The organism is Mycobacterium sp. HM-7, from assembly GCF_053852335.1.
The window spans coordinates 5782726-5801148 of record NZ_CM132657.1 but is presented as its reverse complement, the minus strand read 5'-3'; the positions used below and the strand labels follow the sequence as shown (position 1 = coordinate 5801148).

General features: G+C 67.9%; 15 protein-coding genes. 12 read left to right on the top strand and 3 right to left on the bottom strand.

The genetic code is table 11. The features are described 5' to 3' along the window. Positions 1-30: 30 nt before the first annotated feature. Positions 31-708 carry a phosphotransferase gene (locus ACWW1C_RS27840; RefSeq protein WP_455981259.1) on the bottom strand — a complete coding sequence of 226 codons (678 nt, stop codon included), beginning with the start codon at positions 706-708 and terminating at the stop codon, positions 31-33. Between the two features lie 61 nt (positions 709-769). Here ACWW1C_RS27840 and ACWW1C_RS27835 point away from each other — a divergent pair, with 61 nt between their 5' ends. Genes ACWW1C_RS27835 through ACWW1C_RS27825 form a run of 3 tightly spaced genes read left to right on the top strand, consistent with a single transcriptional unit; the run spans position 770 to position 3097 of the window. Then, positions 770-1543: a lysophospholipid acyltransferase family protein gene (locus ACWW1C_RS27835; protein WP_455981258.1), complete on the top strand. Its 774-nt coding sequence runs from the start codon at positions 770-772 to the stop codon at positions 1541-1543. Between the two features lie 4 nt (positions 1544-1547). Then, positions 1548-2285: a lysophospholipid acyltransferase family protein gene (locus tag ACWW1C_RS27830; protein WP_455981257.1), complete on the top strand. Its 738-nt coding sequence runs from the start codon at positions 1548-1550 to the stop codon at positions 2283-2285. Further along, positions 2285-3097: an HAD family hydrolase gene (locus ACWW1C_RS27825; RefSeq protein WP_455981256.1), complete on the top strand. Its 813-nt coding sequence runs from the start codon at positions 2285-2287 to the stop codon at positions 3095-3097. The genes ACWW1C_RS27830 and ACWW1C_RS27825 overlap by 1 nt, the downstream gene beginning before the upstream one ends. 18 nt (positions 3098-3115) lie before the next feature. On the opposite strand, the gene ACWW1C_RS27820 is transcribed toward ACWW1C_RS27825, so the two are convergent. Together ACWW1C_RS27820 and ACWW1C_RS27815 are read right to left on the bottom strand one after the other, a co-directional pair. Beyond that, the gene (locus tag ACWW1C_RS27820; protein ID WP_455981255.1) at positions 3116-4732 is read right to left on the bottom strand and encodes an N-acetylmuramoyl-L-alanine amidase; all 1617 of its coding nucleotides are present in this window, start codon (positions 4730-4732) and stop codon (positions 3116-3118) included. Positions 4733-4911: 179 nt separating this feature from the next. Beyond that, the gene (locus ACWW1C_RS27815) at positions 4912-5919 is read right to left on the bottom strand and encodes a hypothetical protein (protein WP_455981254.1); all 1008 of its coding nucleotides are present in this window, start codon (positions 5917-5919) and stop codon (positions 4912-4914) included. 202 nt (positions 5920-6121) lie between these two features. On the opposite strand from ACWW1C_RS27815, the gene glf reads away from it, so the two are divergent. From glf to fadD32, 9 genes are all read left to right on the top strand, one after another. Next, positions 6122-7357, top strand: a complete 1236-nt coding sequence (glf, locus tag ACWW1C_RS27810) for a UDP-galactopyranose mutase (protein WP_455981253.1) — start codon at positions 6122-6124, stop codon at positions 7355-7357. Between the two features lie 5 nt (positions 7358-7362). Next, the gene (locus ACWW1C_RS27805) at positions 7363-9312 is read left to right on the top strand and encodes a glycosyltransferase (RefSeq protein ID WP_455981252.1); all 1950 of its coding nucleotides are present in this window, start codon (positions 7363-7365) and stop codon (positions 9310-9312) included. Further along, on the top strand, positions 9309-9869 hold the full coding sequence (locus ACWW1C_RS27800; protein WP_455981251.1) for a phosphatase PAP2 family protein: 561 nt from the start codon (positions 9309-9311) through the stop codon (positions 9867-9869). Before ACWW1C_RS27805 ends, ACWW1C_RS27800 begins: the two co-directional genes overlap by 4 nt. Further along, entirely contained in the window at positions 9866-10780 is a 915-nt protein-coding gene (locus ACWW1C_RS27795; RefSeq protein WP_455981250.1) for a decaprenyl-phosphate phosphoribosyltransferase, read from the top strand. Before ACWW1C_RS27800 ends, ACWW1C_RS27795 begins: the two co-directional genes overlap by 4 nt. Next, positions 10777-12771 (top strand): flagellar motor control protein ZomB, encoded by a 1995-nt coding sequence (gene zomB, locus ACWW1C_RS27790; RefSeq protein ID WP_455981249.1) that lies wholly within the window; start codon positions 10777-10779, stop codon positions 12769-12771. The genes ACWW1C_RS27795 and zomB overlap by 4 nt, the downstream gene beginning before the upstream one ends. Positions 12772-12934: 163 nt before the next feature. Further along, positions 12935-13936, top strand: a complete 1002-nt coding sequence (locus ACWW1C_RS27785) for an esterase family protein (protein ID WP_455981248.1) — start codon at positions 12935-12937, stop codon at positions 13934-13936. Positions 13937-14171: 235 nt separating this feature from the next. Then, positions 14172-15074, top strand: a complete 903-nt coding sequence (locus tag ACWW1C_RS27780) for an alpha/beta hydrolase-fold protein (RefSeq protein WP_455981247.1) — start codon at positions 14172-14174, stop codon at positions 15072-15074. A gap of 159 nt (positions 15075-15233) precedes the next feature. Further along, positions 15234-16247 carry a carboxylesterase Culp6 gene (culp6, locus tag ACWW1C_RS27775; protein WP_455981246.1) on the top strand — a complete coding sequence of 338 codons (1014 nt, stop codon included), beginning with the start codon at positions 15234-15236 and terminating at the stop codon, positions 16245-16247. A gap of 243 nt (positions 16248-16490) precedes the next feature. Then, a complete protein-coding gene (gene fadD32 / locus ACWW1C_RS27770; RefSeq protein WP_455981245.1) occupies positions 16491-18377 on the top strand; it encodes a long-chain-fatty-acid--AMP ligase FadD32 in 1887 nt (628 codons plus the stop codon). Positions 18378-18423 lie beyond the last annotated feature (46 nt).

Sequence of the window (18423 nt, the reverse complement as noted above, 5' to 3'; positions counted from 1 at the left end):
CTTTTGGCGGTGGAGAGTTCGCCAGCGAGTCTAGCCGGATTCCGGAGCGTCCCAGAGCGAGCGGTAGTAGTCGATGCGTTCGTCGTCGCGCGCCACTCCATAGGCGTCCAGCAGGGCGGCCTCGTAGTTGCCGGGGAAGTTCCAGTCCAGGGACATGGTGGCGATGGCCAGGTCGGCCCACCGGTCGGCCACCCCGAGGTCGCCGATGTCGACGTGCCCGACGAACGCGCCGTCGTCGCTCACGAGGGTGTTCGGCGAGCACGCGTCACCGTGGCAGACGACAAGCCGGTCCGGGTCCGGGATATCCGCCACCCAGGACGGGCGCCCGAACGGGCAGTCCTCGACCGGCAGCGCGTCGTGCATGGCCCGTAGTCCGGCGCCGATCGCGCGCGCCGCGGTCTCGGGATCGTCGGACCACCGCGGGTCGACGGCGGAACGGCCGGGCAGGCCGACGGTGTGCAGCCAGCCCGCGCCTTCGCCGAGTACGGGCGGGACGGCGATGTACTTCGCGGCCCAGCGCAGCCGGACCGCCTCGGCGATCAACAACGGCGCGTGCTCGGCCGGGTAGGTCTTCACGTACTCGTCGCCGGCGCCGATGGCGAACGTCACGCCGCCGAGTTCGTTCTTCCAGACCGCGGTCACGGGACGGCCGACGGCCAGCGTGTCGACGACGTCGGGAATCGGTACGGGGCCGCGCGGAAAGGTCACCCCTACAGCCTGGCCCACCTTTGTGGGCGCGGTACCGACGGTCCGCACTAGGCTGATGCTCGTGGAACCGGTATATGGCTCGGCAATCAAGCTCGCGCGCACGGTGTGGCGCGTGCAGGGCTTGAAGTTCACCGTCACGGGCACAGAGAACCTGCCGGTCAGCGGCGGTGCGGTGGTCGCCATCAACCACACCAGCTACTTCGACTTCACCTTCGCCGGGTTGCCCGCCGTCCTGCAGAAGCGGGGCCGCAAGGTGCGGTTCATGGCGAAGAAGGAAGTCTTCGACAACAAGTACGGCGGCTGGTTGATGCGCAAGATGCGCCACATCCCCGTCGACCGCGGCAGCGGCGCCGACTCGTACGAGGAGGCGGTCAAGCAACTGAAGGCGGGCGAGCTCGTCGGCGTCTATCCGGAAGCCACGATCAGCCGCAGCTTCGAGATCAAGGCGTTCAAATCGGGCGCGGCGCGGATGGCCATCGAGGCCGACGTGCCGATCGTCCCGCACATCATCTGGGGTGCCCAGCGGATCTGGACCAAGGGCCATCCGCGCAACATGCGCCGCCCCAAGGTGCCCATCCACATCCATGTCGGTGAGCCCATCTACCCGACGCTGCCCGCGGCCGAGTTGACCGCGCTGCTGCACGCCCGGATGCAGCACCTGCTGTCGGAAGTCCAGGACGCGTACGGAGAGCACCCGGCCGGCGAATTCTGGGTGCCGCACCGGTTGGGTGGCGGGGCACCGACGCTGGCCGAGGCCGACCAGATGGATCTCGACGAAGCCCGCGAGAAAGCGGCCCGCCGGGCGGCGCGGCAGGCGGAAGGCGCACCGGAGTAGCGCCATGGAGCCAGTCTTCCGCGGCATCGAGATTGCCGCCAAGGCAGCGGTTGCCGCCACCGGGACTCGGATCACTTACCAAGGGCTGGAACATATTCCGGACACCGGTGGCGCGGTGATCGCGATCAACCACACCGGTTACGTCGACTTCCTGCCTGTAGGGCTGGCCGCCACGCATCGGAAGCGCCGGGTCCGCTTCATGCTCAAGGCCGAGGTGCAGCAGGTGCCGATGGGCAATTTCCTGGTGAAGCGGGCAGGGCTCATTCCGGTCGACCGCAGCTCCGGTGGTGACGCGTATCCGATCGCCGTGGAGCGGCTACGTGCCGGCGAACTGGTCGGGGTGTATCCGGAGGCCACGATCAGCCGCAGTTTCGAGCTCAAGGAGTTCAAGACCGGGGTGGCGCGGATGGCGCTCGATGCCCGGGTGCCGATCATCCCCGTCATCGTCTGGGGCGTGCATCGGGTGTGGACCAAGGATCACCCGAAGCGGTTGGGGCGCAAGAAAATTCCGGTCATCGTCCGGGTGGGCGCGCCGATAGTGGCAGCCGGGCCGGTCGCGGAATTGATGGCGACCCTGCAGCAGACGATGACCGATCAGCTGCATACGGTGCAGGAGGAATACCCGCACCCGGCGGGTGAGTATTGGGTGCCGCGCCGACTGGGCGGCGGCGCCCCGACGCCCGAGGAGGCCGAAGTGCTGGAGAAGGCCGAGCGGATGCGCCGGGAAGCCGGGGGCCGGTGATGCTGCCCGCACTGATCGCCACCGACGTCGACGGCACCCTGCTCGACACCCACGAGCGGGTGACGCCGCGGACGCGCGCCGCGGTGCAGGCTGCGGTCGCCGGCGGAGCCAAGTTCGTGCTCGCCACCGGCCGGCCGCCGCGCTGGATCCCGCCGGTCGTCGAGGCCCTCGGGCTGTCGCCGATGGCGGTGTGCGCCAACGGCGCCGTGCTCTACGACGCCGCGACGGACCGCATTGTCTCGGCTCATACCCTGAGCCCAGATGCGTTGGGTGAGTTGGCCGAGATCGCCGCCCGCGTGATCCCGGGCGTCGGGCTGGCCGTCGAGCGGGTGGGCCGCACCGCATTCGACGAGTCGATACCGCAGTTCGCGAGTTCACCCGGCTACGAGCATGCCTGGCACAACCCGGACAACACCGAGGTGTCGGTCGAGGACATGCTCAGCGTGCCCGCGGTGAAGCTGTTGATCCGCAAGGCCGGTGCGCACAGCGCCGATCTTGCGGCGGCGCTGGCGCCGCACGTCGGTATCACCGGCGACTTGACCTACTCGACCAACAACGGGCTGATCGAAGTGGTGCCGCTGGGCATCAGCAAGGCCACCGGCGTCGCCGAGGTCATCCGCCCGCTCGGGATCACCGCCGAGGACGTCGTGACCTTCGGCGACATGCCCAATGACATCCCGATGCTGACCTGGGCCGGCCTGGGGGTGGCGATGGGCAATGCGCATCCGGAGGCACTGGCGGCCGCCAACGAGGTCACCACGACCAACAGTGATGACGGGGTCGCGCGGGTTCTCGAACGCTGGTGGCTTTGACGCCACCTGCTGCCGAAACTAGCTCTGCATCTCGATCCGGCTGAACCGCTCGAGCTGCACCGGCTCCTGCTTCGGCGGTGGTGGAAGTTCTTGCGGCACACCGTCGATGACGCGGGTGACGTTGCCGTTCTCACGGTCGAAGTTGAGGGTGCCGTGCTGGAAGTTCTGCACGATCCACTGCGGTTCCGGGATTTCGCCGCTGGTCGGCAGGCCGAGGGCGCCGCGCTCGAAACCCAGTGCGCCCCAGGTGTCGTAGAGCGCTCCGGTCAGCGGCTGGGCCCCGGTGGCCGGCGACCAGTACATGGCGCCGTGGTCGAAGGTCGCGTAGCGGGTGCTGCCGTCGGCCGCGGCCTCGGGCGAGGTGGCGACACCGAGCGGGCCGGACGCCCCGCCCATGGCCTGCCACTTGTCGAAGATGGCGCCGCCGCGCAGCATGTCCATCGCGCTCAGAGCGCCCGGCGGGGCGGTGAAAGATGCTGCGATGTCCCGCAACTCGCCCATGGCGGCGTACGCGGCGTTGCCCGGGCAGTCGGTGTTGCCGACGTCGCGGTGGGTGAAGATGGTCGGGAGCGTCGGCGTCGCGCCGGCGGGGAAGTGGGTGAACGAACCGCCGCCCGAGGTCAGCACCACGCTGCCGAGGGGGTTGACGTGGTCCAGGCTCAGCCGCCAGCCGATCAACCGGCCGGTCATCTTCAACTGCAGCGGGGTCGGGGGCACGGCGTCGAAGTCGCCGAGCATGGCCACGCCCCAGGTGTCGACGTTGAATCCGCCGGTGTGCGACCCTTCGACGGGCCGCGTCATGCCGCCGAACCGGCCCTCGAAAACCTGTCCGTACTTGTCGACCAGCGCGTTGTAAGCGATGTCGCACCAACCCAATTCGCGGGTGTGGTACTCGTAGATCGAGCGGACGATGCCCGCGGAATCCTCCGGCGCGTACTCGTTGCTGCCGGCGGTGTGGTGGACGATCGCCGCGCGCACGCCCGGGTCGTAGACCGGTTGTCCGCAGCGCACGCTCTCGTTGGCGCCCCACTGGGCACGGCTGATGATGTTCGGCGGCTGGTTCGGCGCCGACACCGCGGTCGGCTGGAACTGGACGTCGGCCGGCGCCTCCGGCGGGCTGATGAGCACCGCTTTCATGCTGGGTCCCAACGGTTTTTCGACGTCGACGGGGCGGTATCCCAGGCCCGGGCCCTGCGGCCGGTCGCCGGCGGGCGGCGTGGCGGCGGCTTCGGCGGGCCGGGTCACCGCGATCTGGACGGTTTTGGTGCGGCCGACGAACACGGGTTCGGTGCCGCGCGTGGTGGCGCGCGCTTCTCCGACACCGTCGGGCGCCTCGACCTCGTACCAGGGTCCCCAGGATCCGTCGGCCTTCTGGGCGCGCACCCGGGCCGAGGTTCCGGTGAAGTCCGACGCCGTGAGGGCGACCAAGGAGAAGGGCGTGTCCTGGTGGATTTCCCGCACGGTCTGTCCGCCTCCGACGCCGGCCAATGGCTGCGTGTGGAGTTCCGGTGCCGACGGCTTGTCGTCGGTCAGGCCGGGGATGCTCGGGATACCGCTGACGGCCAACGGCACCATCACGACCGTCGCCGCGAGAGCGGACAACAGTATTGACGGTGCGGGGCGACGGGGCGGCACAGCGCGAATGTTACGTATGTGTCAGGTGTTACCCGTGTTTCGACACGGATTACCGTGCTGTCAATTCTCTGCGATACGCCGCAACGGCACCGCAGAGCCGTAGGGCTTCTGCGGTGCCGTCTTGGTTACAGGTATTCAGTTGGCGACGGCGAGCCGTCGATGTGGCCGCTGACGGAATGTCAGACCGCAGGGGCGGGCAACGCCGGTGCGGCCGCGGCGGCTGCCGCGGGGGCGGCCTGAGCGGACTTCACCGCCGAGGTGATGGCCGGCATCACCATGCCCTTGAGTAGGTCGATCGCCTGGGTCGCGCCCAGTTGGTTGGCGGCGCTGGTCAGGTCGCTGATCAACCCGCCACCGCCGCTGCTCGGTGCGGCGCCGAGGCCGAGACCGTCGCCACCGCCCAGTCCGACCGACGGGTCACCCAGGATCGGGTAGCTGCCGCCGAGACCCTGGCCGGGGCCGAGGCCCAGGCTGGCGTTGGGATCGGTCATCGGCATGCCCGCGGCGCCGAGCCCTGCCGGGTTCGCGCTGATCGACGGCGTCGTCAGCCCCGTGGCGTTCAGACCGGGAGCGGTCAGCCCGGGCGTGCTCACGCTCGGGAGGGTCGCGCCCTGGGTCGTCAGGCCGGCGGTGGGCAGCCCCGTGCTCGGCAGGCCGCCCAGGCCCGGGGGCAGCGCCGACGGGCTGGTGGTGCCCAGGCCTGCCGGCGGGGTGAGGCCAGGCGCGGTCGCCCCGGTCGGCGGGGTCAGGCCGGGTGCGGTCAGACCAGTCGACGGGGTGCTCAGGCCAGGGGTGAGACCGGCAGGCGGCGTGAGCCCACCCGCCGGCGTCAGGCCGGCCGGCGGGGTCAGGCCGGGGGTGGCGCCCAGGCTGGGGCTGGTGCCCAGGCCGGGGGTGAGGCCGGTCTGCGGGGACAGGCCGCCGGTCAGCGGGCTGGAGGAGCTCGCGGCTCCACCCATGAGGTTCGGCAGGTTGACACCGAACTGGGACAGGCCCTGGGACAGCGCGGACATGACCTCGTTGGGGAGGTCGGTCACGAGCGCGGCCTGGACGAATTCCCGGTGCTGCGGAGTCGGGTTTGCCGGGGTCATCTCGGCGACCGCCACGAGTGCGATCGGACTTGCGACGGCCACGGCGGCGACTGCGCTCATGGCTGTCGAGAGCTTGCGTCGACGTCGGTTAGGCACGGAAGTCTCCTCAATCGTGTGGGGCACGGCTCGAGCTGGCTTGCCGAGTCGTCGGTACTGACGTCATCGATGTTAAAGCTGTGATTGGTGGGATTAGAGTGACGATGCAGAATCGTGAGCGAATTGCGACCGGCCCGCGCACTGCCCGACCCGACCGGGTGTTTTCGGGCCGGACGGACTCTGTCGGATACCCTGAACGCCGATGACCTCCGCTGATTCCCGGGGCGCTGCGAGCCAGTCCTCCGGCCCATATGACCTCATCGTCGTCGGCTCCGGATTCTTCGGACTGACGATTGCCGAGCGCGCGGCAACCCAACTCGACAAGCGGGTGCTGGTCGTCGAGCGCCGCCACCACCTCGGCGGTAACGCCTACTCCGAAGCCGAACCCGAAACCGGCATCGAGGTGCACAAGTACGGCGCCCACCTGTTCCACAACTCCAATCAGCGGGTGTGGGACTACGTGCGGCAATTCACCGACTTCACCGGCTACCAGCACCGCGTCTTTGCCATGTACGACGGTCAGTCCTACCAGTTCCCCATGGGGCTGGGTCTGGTGTCGCAGTTCTTCGGGCGCTACTTCAGCCCCGACGAGGCCCGCGCGCTGATCGCCGAACAGTCCGCCGAGATCGACACCGACGATGCGCAGAACCTCGAAGAGAAGGCCATCTCGCTGATCGGCCGGCCGCTCTACGAGGCCTTCGTCAAGGGCTATACGGCCAAGCAGTGGCAGACCGATCCGAAGGACCTGCCCGCGTCGATCATCAGCCGCCTGCCGGTGCGCTACAACTTCGACAACCGCTACTTCAACGACACCTACGAGGGTCTGCCCGTCGACGGTTACACCGCCTGGCTGCAGAACATGGCCGCCGACGAGCGCATCGACGTGGTGCTGAACACCGACTGGTTCGACGTGCGCGACCGCCTGCGGGCCGAGAGCCCGGACGCCCCGGTGCTGTACACCGGCCCGCTCGACCGCTACTTCGACTACTCCGAGGGCCGGCTGGGCTGGCGCACCCTGGATTTCGAGATGGAAGTGCTTCCCATCGGAGACTTCCAGGGCACGCCCGTCATGAACTACAACGACCCCAACGTGCCGTTCACCCGTATCCACGAGTTCCGGCACTTCCACCCCGAGCGGGACTACCCGACCGACAAGACCGTCATCATGCGGGAGTACTCGCGCTTCGCCAACGACGACGACGAGCCGTACTACCCGATCAACACCGATTCGGATCGCGCGATCCTGGCGGCTTACCGCGCCAGGGCCAAGGCCGAAACGGAGGAGAACCGAGTGCTGTTCGGGGGCCGGCTGGGCACCTATCAGTACCTCGACATGCACATGGCCATCGCCAGTGCGCTGAACATGTACGACAACGTGCTGATGCCGCATCTGCGTGACGGCGCGGCACTCGGCGACGCCGGTACAGAAAGTAGCTGAAGACCATGAGCGACATCCCGTCCGGCGCGTTGGCGTCGGGACAGTCCCGTGCGGTGAGCCTGCTGTCGCGGGTCATCCTGCCCCGTCCGGGTGAGCCCCTCGACGTCCGCAAGCTGTACATCGAGGAGTCGTCCACCAACGCCCGGCGCGCGCACGCCCCGACTCGTACGACGCTGGAAATCGGTGGGGAGTCCGAGGTTTCGTTCGCCACCTACTTCAACGCGTTCCCGGCCAGCTACTGGCGCCGCTGGTCGATCCTGACCTCGGTGGTGCTGCGGGTCGAGTTGACCGGTGGTGCCCGCGTCGACGTCTACCGGTCGAAGTCGACCGGTGCGCGAATCACCGTGGGCGGCAGCGAGATTGCCAGCGGCGACGACGGCCTGCCGGCTGTGGTCGAGTTCGAGATCGGCCTGGAGCCGTTCGAGGACGGCGGCTGGATCTGGTTCGACATCACCACCGACAGCGCGGTGACCGTGCACAACGCCGGGTGGTACGCCCCTGTCGAAGCGCCCGGGCGGGCGAACATCACGATCGGTATCCCGACCTTCAACCGGCCGGCCGACGCCGTCAACGCGCTCGCGGCGTTGACGTCGGATCCGTTGGTGGACCAGGTGATCGGCGCGGTCATCGTGTCCGATCAGGGCACCAGCAAGGTCAAGGACCATCCCGACTTCGCGGCCGCGGCGGCCCCGCTGGCCGACCGGTTGGCCATTCACAACCAGCCGAACCTCGGCGGCTCCGGCGGCTACAGCCGCGTGATGTACGAAGCGCTGAAACACACTGACTGCGAACAGATCCTGTTCATGGACGACGACATCCGCGTCGAGCCGGACTCGGTGCTGCGGGCCCTGGCGTTCAACCGGTTCGCCAAGACGCCGACCCTGGTCGGTGGCCAGATGCTCAATCTGCAGGAGCCCTCGCACCTGCATGTCATGGGTGAGATGGTCGATTCGGCGAACTTCATGTGGACGCACGCCATCAACGCCGAGTACGACCACAACTTCGCGAAATACCCCCTCGCCGACGAGGAGGAGTACCGCAGCAAGATCCTGCACCGCCGCATCGACGTCGACTACAACGGCTGGTGGATGTGCATGATCCCGCGCGCGGTGGCCGAAGAGCTGGGTCAGCCGCTGCCGCTGTTCATCAAGTGGGACGACGCGGACTACGGCTTGCGCGCGGGCGAGCACGGCTACCCGACGGTGACGCTGCCGGGCGCGGCGATCTGGCACATGGCGTGGAGCGACAAGGACGACGCCATCGACTGGCAGGCGTACTTCCACCTGCGCAACCGCCTCGTCGTGGCGGCGCTGCACTGGGACGGCAACATTCGTGGCCTGGTTGCGAGCCACTTCAAGGCGACCATGAAACACCTTCTGTGCCTTGAGTACTCGACCGTGGCCATCCAGAACCGGGCGATGGACGACTTCCTCGCCGGGCCGGACAACCTGTTCACCATCCTAGAGTCCGCGCTGCCCGAGGTGCGCGCCATGCGTAACGAGTACCCGGACGCCGTGGTGCTGGAAAGCGCGACCTCGCTGCCCGCGCCGTCGGACAAGAAGTGGCGCCGGAAAGTCAAGATTCCCACCAGCCTGCCCGCCATCGCAGTCCGGCTTACTCGTGGCGTCGTCAACCAGCTCAAGCCACACGACCCGGAACACCATGTGCGGCCACAGATCAACGTGGCGACGCAGGATGCCCGCTGGTTCTCGCTGTGCATGGTCGACGGTGTCACCGTCACCACCGCCGACGGCCGTGGCGTGGTCTACCGGCAGCGCGACCGCGAGAAGATGTTCGAGTTGCTGCGTGAGTCGCTCAAGCGTCAGGCGCTGCTGGCCCGCAAGTTCAACCGCATGCGCAAGGTGTACCGCAACGCTCTGCCGGAGCTGACGAGCAAGGAGAAGTGGGAGACGGTCCTGCTGACCTCCCAGACCGAACCGGCTGGTGCCCGGTGAGTCTCGAGGGTGACGTCACCGCCGACATCCCGCGCGGTGAGGACGCCATCCTGGTCGGCGTTCAGTCGGCGTTGACCGGTCGTCCCGGCGTCCTCGCCGGCGCTCGGGTGCTGTCGTACTTCGGTGAACACAGCCTGGGCTGGTTCGCCGTCTGCGGCCTGGGCGCGCTGCTGCAGCCGCAGCGCCGCCGGGCCTGGGTGACCGCCGGTGTCGGCACCTTCCTCGCTCATGCGGCCGCCGTCCTGATCAAGCGGGTCGTGAAGCGGGAACGCCCGCAGCACCCGGCCATCGCCGTCAATGTCGGCACCCCGAGCCGGCTGAGCTTCCCGTCGGCGCATGCGACGTCGACCGCCGCCGCCGCGATCCTGATCGGCCGGGCCACGGGCCTGCCGCTGCCGTGGTTCCTGGTACCGCCGATGGCGTTGTCCCGCATGGTTCTCGGCGTGCACTACCCCAGTGATGTCCTTACCGGTGTCGTGGTGGGAACCGTGGTCGCCGAATCAGTCGGGGCGGTTTCCGAGCGAACTGCCAAGCGCGAACCAAAGGCTGGGGTATGACCGAACAGACGCAAGAGCTGGGGCCGCCGAAGAATCTGGCCGCCGGCGTCGTCAAGGCGCTGCGGCCGCGGCAATGGGTGAAGAACGTCCTGGTCCTGGCTGCACCGCTGGCGTCACTAGGCGTCGGGGCGCACTACAGCTACACCGAGGTGTTCAAGGCCGTCGGCGTCGCGTTCGTGGTGTTCTGCATGGCCGCGTCGTGTATCTACCTCATCAACGACGCCCGTGACGTCGAGGCCGACCGGGTTCACCCGACGAAGCAGTACCGACCGATCGCGGCGGGCGTCGTCTCGGTCCAGCTGGCCTACTCGCTGGCCGTGGTCCTCGGTGTCGGCTCGCTGGCCATCTCGTGGTGGCTCACGCCGAGCCTGGCGATCGTCATGGCGGTGTATCTCGCGACTCAGCTGGCTTACTGCTTCGGCCTGAAACATCAAGCGGTGCTGGACATCTGCATCAACTCGTCGGGATTTCTGATCCGCGCCATCGCCGGTGGCGCGGCCGCAGGCATCCCGCTGTCCAAGTGGTTCCTGCTGGTGTTCGCGTTCGGCTCGTTGTTCATGTCGGCCGGAAAGCGTTACGCCGAACTTCAACTCGCCGAACGCACCGGCGCCAAGATCCGCAAGGCACTGGAGTCCTACACCAGCAGCTACCTGCGCTTCGTCTGGACGCTGTCGGCAACCGCCGTGGTGCTCTGCTACGGCCTGTGGGCCTTCGAGGGCAACAAGGGCCCGTGGTTCGCCGTCTCGATGGTGCCGTTCACCATCGCGATCCTGCGCTACGCCGTCGACGTCGACAGCGGCGCCGCGGGTGAACCCGAGGAGATCGTGTTGAACGACCGCGTGCTGCAACTGCTGGGCGTCGCCCTGGTTGCAACGCTCGTCGCCGCGATTCTGCCCGGACTGATCCGGTGAGTGACTCGCCCGCTCGGCAATTGCTGCGCGGGCCGGTCTTCCCGTATGGCCGGGCCGCGCGGATCAGTCTGTGGCTGAGCGTCGTGGTGTCTGCCGCCCTGTTCGGCTGGGGCGCCTGGCAGCGCCGGTGGATCGCAGACGACGGCCTCATCGTGCTCCGCACCGTGCGAAACCTGTTGGTCGGCAACGGTCCCGTCTTCAACGTCGGTGAGCGCGTCGAGTCCAACACCTCGACGCTGTGGACCTATCTCGTCACCCTCGGTGCGTGGATCGGCGGCTCGGTACAGCTCGAGTACGTGGCCCTGGCCCTGGCGTTGACCCTGAGCGTGGCGGGCCTGGTCTTCGCGATGCTCGGCACCGGGCGCCTGTACGCCCCGGGGCTGCGGGGCCGCCGCGCGCTGCTGGTCCCGGCCGGCGCCCTGGTCTACATGGCTGTGCCGCCGGCCCGTGACTTCGCCACATCGGGCCTGGAGAACGGCCTGATCATGGCCTACCTGGGACTGCTCTGGTGGATGATGGTGTGCTGGGCGCAGGCTCTCCGCGCGACCGCTGCCGCGGGCCGCGAACCCGACGCCAACGTGACCAGTGCCCGGTTCGACGGCGCCCTGGCCTGCGTGGCCGGCCTGTCGGTCCTGGTGCGCCCCGAACTGGCGCTGATCGGCGGGGTGGCGCTGGTCATGCTGCTGGTCGCCGCCCGAGGCCGGCGTCGCCGCGCGATCATCGTGGTGGCCGGCGGGCTACTGCCGGTCGCGTACGAGATCTTCCGGATGGGCTATTACGGCCTGCTGGTGCCCATCACCGCGCTGGCCAAGGACGCCACCGGATCCAAATGGCAGCAGGGCTTCGTCTACCTCGGGAACTTCAACCGGCCCTATCTGTTGTGGGTCCCGGCGGTGCTGACCGTGGCGCTGGCGATTGTGTTGTTCGTCACTCACAGTCGGCCGTGGTGGGGCCAGACCGCGCCGCGTGGCTACGGTTCGCTGGCTCGCCGCGTTCAAAGTCCCACTGCCGTAGTGATTTTCATGGCCGGCAGCGGCCTGGTGCAGGGTCTGTACTGGCTGCGCCAGGGCGGTGACTTCATGCACGGCCGGGTGCTGCTGGTGCCGCTGTTCTGCCTGGTCATACCGGTTGCGGTGATCCCGATCGTGCTTCCCGACGGCAAGAACATCGCCCGTGAGGTCGGCTACGCGCTGGCCGGTACGACAACGGCCCTGTGGTTGGCGGCCGTCGGCTGGTCGCTGTGGGCGGCCAACTCGCAGGGGCTCGGATACGACGCCACCCGGGTGACCTACTCCGGCATCGTCGACGAACGGCGCTTCTACTCGCAGGCCACGGGCCATGCGCATCCGCTGACGGCTGCCGACTATCTGGACTACCCGCGGATGCGGGCGGTGCTGGCGGCCATCGACAACACCCCGGTCGGTGCGCTGCTGCTGCCGTCGGGCAACTACGACCAGTGGGACGTGGTCCCGGCCATGCCGCCGCCCGTCCCGGACCCGACGTCGCCGCCGCCGCCGAACTGGTTCGAAAAAGGTCCGCACACAGTCTTTTTCACCAACCTGGGCATGATGGGCATGAACCTGCCGCTCGAGGTCCGGGTGATCGACCAGATCGGGCTGGCCAACCCGCTGGCCGCCCACACGGCCCGGCTGGATGACGCGCGTATCGGTCACGACAAGGAGCTGTTCCCGGACTGGGCGGTCGCCGAGGGGCCGTTCCTGCGCAAGCCGCCGTGGATTCCGACCTATCTGGACCAGGACTGGGTGGCGCAAGCGGCGGTCGCGCTGACGTGCCCGGAGACCGAAACGATGCTGAGCTCGGTGCGGGCTCCGATCGACTTCCACCGGTTCATGTCAAATCTGGTACACGCGTTCACATTTACGCGTTACCGGATTGATCGCGTGCCGTTATACGAGCTGCATCGCTGCGGGCTCGATGTGCCTCCGAGGCTGTCGACCCCTTACACTGGCTTACCGGCTACCGGTCCGTAGTTTCAGCGCACGAGCGCTGGCACGGTCTGAAGCGTAGGTAACGCCGGTGAACCATGCGGCGATAACCACTCGGGCGTGTGCGCCCGGCCTGATCGTCACCTCAACGGCAGAGGCGGGGATGAGGGTTGTCCGTACGCCGTCATAGGAAAGATTAGGGAGCGGTATGAGTTTCGTTGGGAAGATGCGGTCGATGGCCAAGGCCATGCCGCGCCGGATGGCGGTCGCGGCCGTCGCCGCGGCAGCGCTGCCCGGTCTTGTCGGGGTTGTCGGTGAAACGGCGACTGCAGGGGCTTTCTCGCGTCCCGGTCTGCCGGTTGAATACCTGCAGGTTCCGTCTGCGGCCATGGGTCGCGACATCAAGATTCAGTTCCAGAGTGGTGGCGCGGGCTCGCCGGCCGTCTACATGCTGGACGGCCTGCGTGCGCAGGACGACTACAACGGCTGGGACATCAACACCGCCGCGTTCGAGTGGTACAACGGCTCGGGCATTTCGATGGTCATGCCGGTCGGTGGCCAGTCCAGCTTCTACAGCGACTGGTACAAGCCGGCGTGTGGCAAGGCCGGCTGCTCCACCTACAAGTGGGAGACCTTCCTGACCCAGGAGCTGCCCGCTTACCTGCAGGCCAACAAGTCGGTCAAGCCGACCGGTGGCGCTGCTGTCGGTCTGTCGATGGCCGGTTCGGCCGCGATGACCCTCGCCATCTACCACCCGCAGCAGTTCATCTACGCGGGCTCGATGTCGGGCTTCCTGAACCTGTCCGAGGGCTGGTGGCCGTTCCTGGTCAACATCTCGATGGGTGACGCCGGCGGCTACAAGGCCGACGACATGTGGGGCTCCACTGGCGACCCGAACAACGCCTGGAAGCGCAACGACCCGATGGTCCAGATGGCCACGCTGGTCGCCAACAACACCCGCCTGTGGGTCTACTGCGGCGACGGCAACCCGAGCGACCTGGGCGGCGACAACGTGCCGGCCAAGTTCCTCGAGGGCCTGACCATCCGCACCAACCGCACCTTCCAGCAGAACTACCTGGCTGCCGGTGGCACCAACGGTGTGTTCAACTTCCCCAACAGCGGTACCCACGACTGGGGCTACTGGGGCCAGCAGCTGCAGGCCATGAAGCCTGACATGCAGCGTGTGCTGGGTGCTTCGGGACAGGCGTAACACCCTGATCCTGAGGTAAATCCTCTGGCAACAACTCGCACTGGCGGCGGCGACCTTCACGGGTCGTCGCCGCCAGTCGTTTATGCCGGGAAGTACGCACGTCGCGGCGGCGCCTGGCAACGTTCCCTCCCATTGTTCGGTCACCATCTGTCGAGGTGATGTGGTTCACTACAACGCGGGTTTCAGGACGCTCGACGATCACGAACAGGTGAGGTTGGTTATGGGGCTGCAGGCAATGCGGAGAACTATGCGGACGCTGGCCACTTCCGCTGCTGGACTGGCGGCAGTCACATTGCTCGCCGGTGGCCTTCTGACGGGCACCGGAACCGCCCGTGCCGCGGGCGTGGAGACGCTGATGGTGCCCTCGGCTGCGATGGGCCGGGACATCCCGGTGACGTTCCAGGCCGGCGGCCCGCACGCGGTCTACCTCCTCGATGCCTTCAACGCCGGCCCCGACGTCAGCAACTGGGTCACCGCCGGCAACGCCATGGGCACGCTGGCGGGTAAGGGCATCTCGGTGGTGGCTCCGGCCGGCGGCGCGTTCAGCTTCTACACCAACTGGGAGCAGGACGGCAGCAAGCAGTGGGAGACCTTCCTGAGCCAGGAGCTGCCGGACTATCTGGCCGCCACCAAGGGCCTGGCGCCCAACGGCCACGGCGTCGTGGGTGCGGCCCAGGGCGGCACGGCCGCGCTGGCGCTGGCCGAGTTCCACCCGGACCGGTTCCGGTTCGCGGGCTCGCTGTCGGGATTTCTGACCCCGTCGTCGACGACGTTCAACGGCGCGATCACCGCAGGCATGCGTGAATTCGGTGGGGTGGACACCTACGGCATGTGGGGCGCCCCGCAGCTGGGCCGCTGGAAGTGGCACGACCCGGATGTGCACGTGAGCCTGCTGAACCAGAACAACACCCGCATCTGGGTGTTCAGCCCGTCGACCGTCACCTGCAGTGACCCCGCGGCCATGATCGGCTACTGCGACCAGGCTCAGGGCAGCAACCGCGCGTTCTACGCGCACTACCGCAGCGTCGGCGGCCACAACGGGCACTTCGACTTCCCGGACGGCCCGCAGCACGACTGGGGCAGCTGGAGCGGTCAGCTCGGTGCCATGTCGGGCGAACTGGTGAGCGTCATCCGCTAGCGCGCCGCGGCCGGGTCTGCACGCGTTTTCCATGATTTCGCGCACAGCGTCGTGGCCCTGACCAGCACAAGAGCGGTCGGCGTGACCTTGGTGTGACGAGCGCTGAGTACATTCGGATCGCAACCGGATCGACTCAGCCCGCAGGAGACCTCACACCACATGGCCACCAATAATCGGCGCCGCCGCCACCGCATCCTTGCCATCGCAGCGGCGGGCGCGGTAGCACTGCTGGTCATCGTGGTCGCCTTCGCGATCGTGGTGTGGCTGCGCCAGCCCGGCGAGATTCCCGGACCGACTCCGCCGTCGGCGCAACCGCCGACCTCGGGCCCGACCACGAAGCCGTCCAAGCCGCGGCCGGCCTTCCAGTCCGCCGATTGCCCCGACGTGCAGTTGATGTCGATTCCGGGCACCTGGGAGTCGTCGCGCGTGCTCGACCCGCTGAATCCGACGCCGTCGTTCCCGATCGCGCTGCTGCTGAACGTCAGCAACCCGCTGGGCCAGGATTTCGGCGCCGACCGGCTGGCGCAGTACACGGTGCCCTACACCGCGCAATTCCATAACCCGCTGGCGGCGGACAACCAGATGTCGTACAACGACAGCCGCGAAGAGGGCAAGAAGAAGGCTGTAGAAGCGATCACCGAGATCAACAACAGGTGCCCGCTGACCAGCTTCGTGATCATCGGCTTCTCGCAGGGCGCGGTGATCGCCGGCGACATCGCCAGCGACATCGGCAACGGCCGCGGACCCATCGACCAGGACCTGGTGCTCGGCGTGACATTGATCGCCGACGGCCGGCGCCAGCCCGACGTGGGCAAGGACATCGGACCGAACCCTCCCGGGCAGGGTGCCGAGATCACGCTGCACGAACTGCCGCTCGGGATGCTCGGGCTCAACATGACCGGACCGCGGGTCGGCGGTTTCGGTGCGCTGAACGACCGGGTCAACGAGATCTGCGGAAAGGGTGACCTGATCTGCGCCGCGCCGACCGAGGCGTTCAACGTCGTCAACCTGCCCAGCACCCTTGCCACGCTGTCCGGCAGCGCTGCCGGACCGGTGCACGCGCTGTACAACACCCCGCAGTTCTGGACCCTCGACGGCCAGACCTCCACGCAGTGGACGCTGGGGTGGGCCAAGGACCTGATCGACAACGCGCCGCATCCCAAGCACGGCTGACATCAGACGATGGCTACTGGCGAGTACAACTCAGCCGATGTTCGGCCCGCCGAAGCGGTGGGGCGATTTGGCCTGCGAATTCGCGTCACCTAACATTAAGAGATAACTAAGAGCACGGTCGTATTGCTGACCGGACCATCTTGGGGTGGCATATCGCTACTGCCCGGTACCATTTGCCGGGATTTGGCGTGACCGGCTGCATACGACGTAGCCAGCGCGGCAGGCTGTGACAGGAGATTTTTGATGGCGTTCCACAACCCGTTCATCAAGAACGGGAAGATCACCTTCCCGGACGGTGCCGGCATCGTGAAGCACGTCGAACGCTGGGCGAAGGTCCGCGGCGACCGGCTCGCGTTCCGGTTCCTCGACTTCTCCATCGAGCGTGACGGCGAGGCCAAAGATCTGACCTGGGCCCAGTTCAGCGCCCGCAACAAGGCCGTCGCCGCGCGTCTGCAGCAGGTCACCGAGGTCGGCGACCGCGTCGCGATCCTGTGCCCGCAGAACCTGGATTACCTCGTCGCGATGTACGGCGTCCTGTACTCCGGCCGCATCGCCGTGCCGCTGTTCGACCCGTCCGAGCCCGGGCATGTCGGCCGCCTGCACGCGGTCCTGGACGACTGCAAGCCGTCGGCCATCCTGACCACCACCGCCGCCGCCGAAGGTGTGCGCAAGTTCTTCCGCAGCCGCCCGGCCAACGAGCGTCCGCGCGTCATCGCTGTCGACGCCGTGCCGAACGAGGTCGCGGCCACCTGGATCCCGTTCGAGGAAATCGACGAGAACACCGTCGCCTACCTGCAGTACACCTCGGGCTCGACCCGCATCCCGACCGGTGTGCAGATCACCCACCTGAACCTGGCCACCAACGTGGTCCAGGTCGTCGAGGCGCTGGAGGGCGAAGAGGGCGACCGTGGCCTGTCCTGGCTGCCGTTCTTCCACGACATGGGCCTGATCACCGCGCTGATCGCGCCGATGATCGGCCACAGCTTCACCTTCATGACCCCCGCGGCCTTCGTGCGCCGGCCCGAGCGCTGGATTCGCGAGATGGCCCGCAAGGACACCGACACCGGCGGCGTCATCTCGGTGGCCCCGAACTTCGCCTTCGACCATGCCGCGGCCCGTGGCGTGCCGAAGGAGGGGGACATCGACCTGTCCAACGTGAAGGCCGTGCTGAACGGCAGCGAGCCGATCTCGGCCGCGACCGTGCGCCGGTTCAACGAGGCCTTCGGCCCGTTCGGCTTCCCGTCCAAGGCCATCAAGCCGTCATACGGCCTGGCCGAGGCCACGCTGATGGTGTCGACGACGCCGTCCGCCGCGGAGCCGACCATCGTGTCGGTGGACCGCGACGCCCTCAACACCGGCACCTTCGTGGTGGTCCCGGACGACTCGCCGAAGGCCGTCGCCCAGGCCGGCGCCGGCAAGATCGGCGTGGACGAATGGGCCGTCATCGTGGACGCCGAGACCGCCACCGAGCTGCCCGACGGCCAGATCGGCGAGATCTGGATCAGCGGTGCCAACATGGGCACCGGCTACTGGGGCAAGCCCGAAGAGTCCATCGAGACCTTCCAGAACACCCTCAAGTCGCGTACCAGCCCGTCGCACGCCGAGGGCGCCGAAGACAGCGCCACCTGGGTGCGCACCGGCGACTACGGTGCCTACTACGACGGCGAGCTGTACATCACCGGTCGCGTCAAGGACCTGGTGATCATCGACGGCCGCAACCACTACCCGCAGGACCTCGAGTACTCGGCGCAGGAGGCCAGCAAGGCCCTGCGTGTCGGCTACGTGGCGGCGTTCTCGGTGCCGGCCAACCAGCTGCCCGATGAGGTCTTCGCCGACGCCCACGCCGGCCTGAAGCGCGATCCCAACGACAGCTCCGAGCAGCTGGTCATCGTCGCCGAGCGTGCCGCCGGGGCCCACAAGCTCGAGGTCCAGCCGATCATCGACGACATCCGGGCTGCCATCGCGGTGCGCCACGGCGTCACCGTGCGCGACGTGCTGCTGACCGCGGCGGGCGCCATCCCGCGCACCTCCAGCGGCAAGATCGGCCGCCGGGCCACGCGTGCGGCCTACCTGGACGGCACGCTGCGCAGCGGCAAGGTGGCCAACGCGTTCCCCGACGATCTGAACTGAACTCCTCTATCCCGGGCCTGAACCACCCCGTCCGGCGGCGAAAGTG